This is a genomic window from Pseudomonas sp. FW215-R2, assembly GCF_058789255.1.
In genome coordinates this window covers 99,840-107,761 of the sequence record NZ_JBYTBO010000015.1, presented here as the reverse complement: position 1 = coordinate 107,761, position 7,922 = coordinate 99,840, and the positions used below count along the sequence as shown (strand labels likewise).

Genomic DNA, 7,922 nt, shown 5'->3' with positions numbered 1-7,922 from the left:
GGGGGTAACCTGCTGTAAATTCGGGAAAAAGGAGCGCGCAGCGGCGAATCCGTGCGGCCACGCGCAGCCCGGAAAAGCTAAAACATCGGGGCTTGGGTGTCTGACATGGGAAGCGGGGACAAGACCTGTGACCGATCAGTCATGGCCGCCGATCCGCGGGAACCGCGAATCGGCGCCGATGTCGCTCAGAGCCGGCGTTTGCGATTGAGCGTCGGTATGGTGGTTTGAGGGACTTCCACCTGCGTTGACTGCGCCGAAGTCTGAGCCGCCAGCGCAGCCAGGGTCGGCTGGCTGAACAGCGTCCGGGCATCGACGTGCAGCCCGGCCTGACGCATGCGCGCCACCAGACTGACCGCCAGCAACGAATGCCCGCCGAGTTCGAAGAAGTGGTCGTTGCGACCGACCTGCTCCAGTTGCAGCACCTCGGCCCAGATCTGCGCCAGCCTGATCTCGACCTCCCCTTCGGGCGCCTCGTAACGACGACTGAGCACCGCTTCTGCCCCCGGTGCCGGCAAGGCCTTGCGATCGACCTTGTCGTTGGGGGTCAGGGGCAACGCATCGAGCTTCACGTAAGCGCCCGGCGCCATGTACTCCGGCAAGCGCTCCAGCACATGGGCGCGCAAGGTTTCGATGCGCGGCGCGTCGAAGCCTTCACGCACGGTGAAATACGCCACCAGCCGCTCATCCCGCACCAGCACCACCGCTTCACGCACCGCTGGATGCTCGATCAGCCGCGCTTCGATTTCCCCCGGTTCCAGACGCAGGCCACGCAGCTTGACCTGGAAGTCGTTGCGCCCAAGGAATTCGAGATTGCCATCCGCTCGGTAGCGCACCAGATCGCCGGTGCGGTACAGGCGATCACCGGCCACGAACGGGCTGTCGATGAAGCGCTCGGCCTGCATGTCCGACAACCCCAGATACCCCCGCGCGACCCCGACCCCGCCGATGTGCAGGTGACCGCTGACGCCGAATGGCACCGGTTGATCGTGGGCGTCCAGCACATAGAGCCGGGTGTTGCTCAGGGCCTTGCCGATCGGCACTACGGCCTCTGGTACCGATTGATCGGGTTCAAGCGTCCAGCCGGTGCTGTCGACCGTGGTTTCGGTCGGGCCGTAGACGTTATGCAGACGCACCCATGGCAGGCGCTCGCGGACACGCCGGGCCAGTGCGGCGGTCAGTTCGCCGCCACCGTTGAGCACGTCGGTCAGGCTGGTGCACTGGCTGACATCGTCCTGTTCGATGAACTGTTGCAGCAGCGCTGGTACGAACTTGACCACGGTGATCTGTCGTTCACGAATCACCTGGGTCACATACGCCGAATCGCGGTTGCCGTCGGGACGCGCCAGCACCAGCCGCAGGCCGGAACACAGCGGCCAGAAGATCTCCCACACCGAACTGTCGAAGCTGAACGGCGCCTTCTGCAACAGCGCGCCGTGCTCGGTCGGCGGGCTGATCTGCGAGCCCCAGTGCACCATGTTGCAGGCGCTTCGGTGCTCGATCATCACGCCCTTCGGCGTGCCGGTGGAGCCGGAGGTGTAGATCATGTAGGCCAGGTTCGCAGCGCTCAACCCCGGTACGTGCAGGTTATCGGCCGACGCGTCCTGCCAAGTGCAACGGTCGAAATCGATGACCGGCACGCCCGGATCGCCCAGCAGATGGCGGGTGGCTTCGTGCACCAGCACCGCCACCGGCGCGCTGTCCTGCAACATGTAATGCAGGCGTTCCAGCGGATAGTCCGGGTCCAGCGGCACATACGCACCGCCGGCCTTGAGAATGCCGAGCAGGCCGATCACCAGGTCCTGGCTGCGCTCGACACAGATCGCCACCCGAGAATCGGGCTGCACACCCTGCTCGCGCAGATGATGCGCCAAGCGGTTGGCCTGTTCGTTCAATTGGCGATACGTCAGCTGTTTATCCCCGGCCTGCAAGGCAATGGCGTCGGGTCTGCGTTGCGCCTGCTGTTCGAACAGCACCTGAAGCGGCTGATCGAGCGGGCAATCGACTTCGCTGGCATTGAACCCGACCAGCAGCTGCTCAAGCTCCGCCGCCGGCAGAATCGGCAAGCGATTCAGCGGTTGTTGTGGTGTCTGCTCCAGGGCATCCACCAGCGTCTGCAACGCAGTCTGCACATAGTCGCCGATGCGCTGGGCGCCGATGCTGATCAGGGTCCGCGTGGTGATCTGCAAGGCACTGCCCAGATCATCGACACTCAAGGTCATCGGGTAGTTGGTGCGTTCTTCGTTCTCCAGGGTCTGGATGCCTTGCCAGGCTTGGTCCGACGCCGCTTCCTGCGCCTCAAGGTCAGTATGTCGATAGTTGAGCAACGCACTGAACAGCGGTGCCGGTGACGCGACCCCGCTGCAACGCTGGGCCAGCGCCAGTGACGCATGTTCGTGCCCGAGCAAGTCGGTCAGTCGGGCGTGGGTGAGCAGCACCGCATCGCGCGCGCCCCGGTCCATGTCCACCCGCAATGGCAAGGTGTTGATGAACACCCCCAGCGCGCGGTCCGCGCCTTCACCGCCCTGCATACGGCCCATAAACACTGTGCCGAACACCACATGTTCCTGCCCCGACGTCGCCGCCAGCACCTGCGCCCAGGCCAGGTGAATCAGGCTGGCCACGCTGACGCCTGCCTGCCGCGCCTGAAGGCGCAAGCGCCGGTCCAGTTCAGGCGCAAGCGTTCGCACGGCTTCGTCGATGCCGCGACCGTCGCCTTGCACGTCCTGCAAACTGAACGGCAACGTCGGCTCGTCGATGTCGGCGAGCATCTCGCGGAAAAACGCTTCGTGTTCTTGCTCGCTGACGCCCAGTCGTGTCTGCGCCACGTAATTGCGGTACGGCACCGCCGGCGGCAACGGTTCGCCCTGCCCCAACAGGTTGGCGCGCATTTCATGACGCAAGACTTCCAGCGCGATGTGATCCAGCGCCAAGTGGTGGAACAACAGAATCGCCACGATCCGCCCGTGGGCCGGGTCGCGGGCATACATCAGCCGGATCAGCGGCGCCTGACTGACGTCGATGCGATAACGACGGGCATCGAAACGCTCATGCAGTTGCGCGAGGACATCGCCCTCGGCCGGATCGAGGGTGATTTCCTGCACCGGCAGATCGGCTTCGCGCCAGACCACCTGCACCGGAGTGGTCAAACCTTCCCAGACCACCGCGGTGCGCAGGATATCGTGCCGCGCCATGACCTGACGCAACGCGGCCGCATAGGCCTCGACCCGCTCGACGCTGTCGAACGCCAGCTGCGATTGCAGCAGGTACGGATCACCCTGCGCGGCGGTGATGTGGTGATAAAGGATGCCTTCCTGCAACGGCGCCAGCGGATAAATGTCCTGCACGTTGGCAGCCCCACCCGGCACCGTGGCGATGATCCGGTCGAGAGTGGTCTGATCCAGTTCTACCAACGGCAACAGGTCCGGCGTGATTTGCGTGCAGCCCGGCGGAATGCGGTTGGCCGGCACTTCGACCTCTCGGCCAGTGCCCACCGACGCGGCCAGTGCCGCCAAAGTCGGCTGGCCGAACAACACCCGCACATCGCTGCTCATGCCGAGCTGACGCATGCGCTCGATCAGGTTGACCGCCAGCAACGAATGCCCGCCCAGCTCGAAGAAGTGATCGTGACGCCCGACCTTTTCGACTTGCAGCACCTCGGCCCAGATCTGCGCCAGGAGGATTTCGACATCGCCTTGCGGGGCTTCATATTCGCGGCGGATCAACGCCTCAGGTCCCGGTGCCGGCAACGCCTGGCGATCCAGCTTGCCGTTGGCCGTCAGGGGCAGCACCGCCAGGCGCACGTAGGCCGAAGGCAGCATCGCACTCGGCAGACGGGTTTGCAGATGGGCATGCAGTTGCGTGATGTCCAGCGGCTGGCGTTCGGTGAACCAGGCCAGTAACTGCCCGTCGCGCACCTGCACCACCGCATCGCGCACCGATTCATGGCTGCTCAACGCGGCTTCGATTTCACCGGGCTCGATGCGCACGCCACGGATTTTCACCTGATCGTCGTTGCGGCCCAGGTATTCGATGTTGCCGTCCGGGCGCCAGCGCGCGAGGTCGCCGGTGCGGTACATCCGCGCGTTTGGCTGGTTGCTGAATGGATCGTCGAGAAAGCGCTCGGCAGTCAACTCCGGACGGTTGAAGTAACCCCGCGCCACCCCGGCGCCACCGACGTACAACTCACCGGCCACACCAATCGGCACCGGACGCTGTCGGTCATCCAGCAGATAGGTCGTGGCATTGCTCACGGGTTTGCCGATGTGCAGCGTCCGACCCGGTTCGATTCGACCCGAGGTGGCGACCACCGTCGCTTCGGTCGGGCCATAGTTGTTGATCACCGCGAACGTCTGCTCGCGATTGAACTGGCGCAGGCGATCACCGCCGATCAGCAGCGTGCGCAGGGTCGGGTGTTCAAGGTGGCGACTGAACGCGTATTCGGCAATCGGGGTCGGCAGGAAACTCACGTCCAGCGGTTGCGCACGCCACCAGTCGAGCAGCGCGTCGATGTCTTCGCCCCCGTCGCGGGACGGCGCCAGGTGCAGGGTCGCACCGGCACACAGCGCGGGCCAGACTTCCCAGGCCATGGCGTCGAAACCGAAGCCGGCGAGGCTCGAGGTGTGGCGACCGGTGCACAGATCGAAGGCTGAGCAGTGCCAGTCGACCAGATTCGACAGGGTCTGATGTTCGACCATCACGCCTTTGGGCTGGCCGGTGGAACCGGAGGTGTAGATCACGTAGGCCAGATGCGCGGTGGCCAGGCCCGAGACCTCGGGGTTGAGATCGTTGACCGGCCAGATGCGCGCGTCAATGTCGATCACTGGCACATTCAGCACCGGCAGCCGTTCGCGCAGATCGCGCTGGGTCAAGACGACGACCGGAGCGCTGTCGCGCAATAAATAGCTCAAGCGCTCCGCAGGATGGGCCGGATCAACCGGCACGTAACCGGCGCCGGATTTGAGGATCGCCAGCAGCGCGACCAGCGTGTCCAGCCCTCGGCGGGCAACCAGCGCCACGCGGTCATCGGGCCGTACACCGAGCCCGATCAAGTGATGGGCCAGGGCGTTGGCCTTTCGGTTCAGCTCGGCATAGGTCAGCCGTTGTCCCTGAAACTCTGCGGCCACCGCCTCTGGCCGCGCCGCCGCTTGCGCTTCGATGCGCTGATGGATGGTCAACTCGTTGGGGTAATCCGCGCGCGTGTCATTCCACTGCTGCAGCAACGCCGATTCGACTGGCAGGCTCAGATTGAAATCATCCAGCGCCAGGTCAACATTCTCCAGGCCCTGTTCCAGCACCAGCAACAGGCGCCCGGACAGCGCTTCGATCTCCTCGGCGCCAAAATAGGCTTCGTTGTACACCATGTACAAACTGTCTTTGTCGTTGTTGAGGGTGCTGAGCAAATGCACCGCCAGCGGCGTGCCCTCCTCGTGGTTTGAGACCTTGATGACCCGCGCCTGAGCCTCGCCGTAGCGGTACTCGTGAACATCCTGCTCGTAGGACACCGTCAGTTCGAACAGTTGGGAGCGATCCTCGCGCAGCAGGCCCAATGCACGATTCATTTCGCTCAGCGGAAAACGCTGATGACGGAAATCGCGCTTCAATTCGTCGCGGATCGCCGTGATCAACTGACCGAACGACAGTTCCCGGCCAAAACCCATCCGCACTGCGCTGACCTGAGTGAACAGCCCGAGCGTGGACTTGAACCGGGCACCGGAACGGTTGAGCAGCGGCACGCCCACCACCCATTCGTCACGCTGGGCGGTGCGACTGAAATACACGTGCAAGGCTGCCAGCAACACATGGAACGCCGAGCCGCCGTATTCGCGGGCCACGTGTTTCATGCGTTCGTGCAGTCGTGCGGGAAAGGCGTGGGAGAAAATCCGGGTCGGGGCCGGGGCACCGGCAAAGCGTTCCTGATATCGGGGCAGCAATAACGGCTCGGGAAGGTCGCGGTACTTGTCCAGCCAGTACGTCCGGTCGTGGGTATAACGGGCCGACTGGTGATAGCGCGCATCGTCATGGATGAAATCAACATAGGACGGTGCCGAGTCCGGCGGCTGTTGCCCAAGCGCCAACGCGTTATAGATCTCGTCCAGCGACTTGAGCATCTCGCCGAAACCCCAGCCGTCGACGATCAGGTGATGGGCGAGGATCGACAGCCAATGATGATCGGCATCGAGACGGATCAGAAGAAACCGGAACAACGGCCCGCCGTCCAGCGTGAACGGCTGCTCGATGCGCTCCTGAATCAGCCTGCGTGCCGAAGACTGTGGATCGGGCTGCGTGCAAACGTCATGGATCGGCATCGGGGCCGGCAAGGACTGCGCAAAGCGCTGCAGGGGCAAGCCGTGCTGGCCGGCGCCCGGCAACAGAATCGTGCGCATGGCGTCGTGCCGGGCCACGAGACCTTCCAGAGCCGCCTGCATCAGCGCCGGATCCAGTGGGCCGGTCAGCTCGACGTAGCCGCCGATGTTGTACAGCGGTGAATCCCCCTGACGCAGTTGATCGAGCCAGATGTCGCTCTGGGCGGCAGTCAGCGGGAAGGCCTCGGAAATCGCGGACAGACCGTCCGCCGCATCGGCAGCAAATTGGTTCATAAGATCCGTCTCATGTGATTTGGCGCGTATTCAAGCATCGGCCCCGAAACCCGCATGACACGTGAAACCCGGACAACTCCCCCCTCTTTGCCCTGCCCTGCGGGCTGACAGGCCTCGACTGGCCGGCCATCCCACCAAAAGTTCGGAAAGAAATGACTGAAAATCCTGTAGGACAATCGCCATCCACCTGCGCTGACTACGACTTCGCAATGCTGGGAAACGGCGCTCTGAACCCCGGTTTTCGGGGTTTCCGCTAGACCGTACAGTCACGTCCTACAGGCTTGTCACCCTAGGACTGACAGAAACGTGGCGCCATTAATCCGGAAATAGTGGCACTTTGTGTCCCCGTTTTCCCCTACAGACGTAGGACAAATGCATAGGCTTAAATCCCGCTCCAGATCGATTTCAAGGAGAAATGATTGGGTGGCGGCTTCACAGGTGCATGCACGGCAGACGATTCGGCAATGGCTTTAAATCAAGGATGACAAGGATATGAATCTGACCGGCAGTCTTCGCAACATGGACAACCCGCACTTCTATTGGCAGCTGGGCGAGTTGATCGCCAGCACGGGGAACGAGCGTTTCGCCACGAACATGTTTCAGTTGGTCGACACCCTGGTGCCGGTCAACCGGGTGGATCTCAGCGAATGGACACTCGACGAGCGCGAGGCCAGCGTGGTCGAGATCAAGGCATTGGGCAGCGCCGGTTTGCCGGATACCTTCCCGCCCCCGGATCCCCTGCAATGCCAGGACGATCATCCGCTGTTGCAGAAGATGATCGAGATGAATGACTCGCTGCTGATTCAACTCAAAGCTTCGCTGCAGCAACGACACCCGCACCGCAGCGTCCATCAGTGCAATCTGGTGTCACGCACCTCCAACCGCCGCTGTGTCATCTCGTTCTGTCGCCCTCACACGCACCGGGTGTTTTCCCTGCCGGAACTGTCGTTTCTCAAAAGCCTGTCCGACACCCTGCTGCCGTTGATCGAGCGTCACGCGCAGATCCGTCGGCAAATCGTCGCCCGACAACCGCGCCCGCTCCAGGCCGATCAGGAGCAGACACCGTTGCAACAGGTGTTCGACGAACGCCTGGCGCTGGGCGACATCACCCTGTCAGTGCGCGAGAAGGAAGTCTGCCTGGGCTTGCTGACCGGCGGCACCGTGCCGCAGATGGCCGAGCGGTTGCGGGTCAAGAACAGCTCGGTCGAGACCTACCTCAAGCGCGCGGCCGCCAAGCTCGGGGTCAGTGGTCGTCACGGTCTGGCGAAATGGATGGCCGGGGCCTGATCCGGCGTTTCTCTCATCATGGGCGCCCGGCGCCCGCTC

Annotated in this window: 2 protein-coding genes; one reads left to right on the top strand and one right to left on the bottom strand. The window is 63.4% G+C overall.

The genetic code is table 11. The features are described from left to right. Positions 1 to 185: 185 nt before the first annotated feature. Complete coding sequence (locus AC3WRD_RS20630; protein WP_102622130.1) at positions 186 to 6,596, bottom strand: non-ribosomal peptide synthetase; 6,411 nt, start codon at positions 6,594 to 6,596, stop codon at positions 186 to 188. 492 nt (positions 6,597 to 7,088) lie between these two features. Here AC3WRD_RS20630 and AC3WRD_RS20625 point away from each other — a divergent pair, with 492 nt between their 5' ends. After that, complete coding sequence (locus tag AC3WRD_RS20625; RefSeq protein ID WP_096820562.1) at positions 7,089 to 7,883, top strand: helix-turn-helix transcriptional regulator; 795 nt, start codon at positions 7,089 to 7,091, stop codon at positions 7,881 to 7,883. Positions 7,884 to 7,922 lie beyond the last annotated feature (39 nt).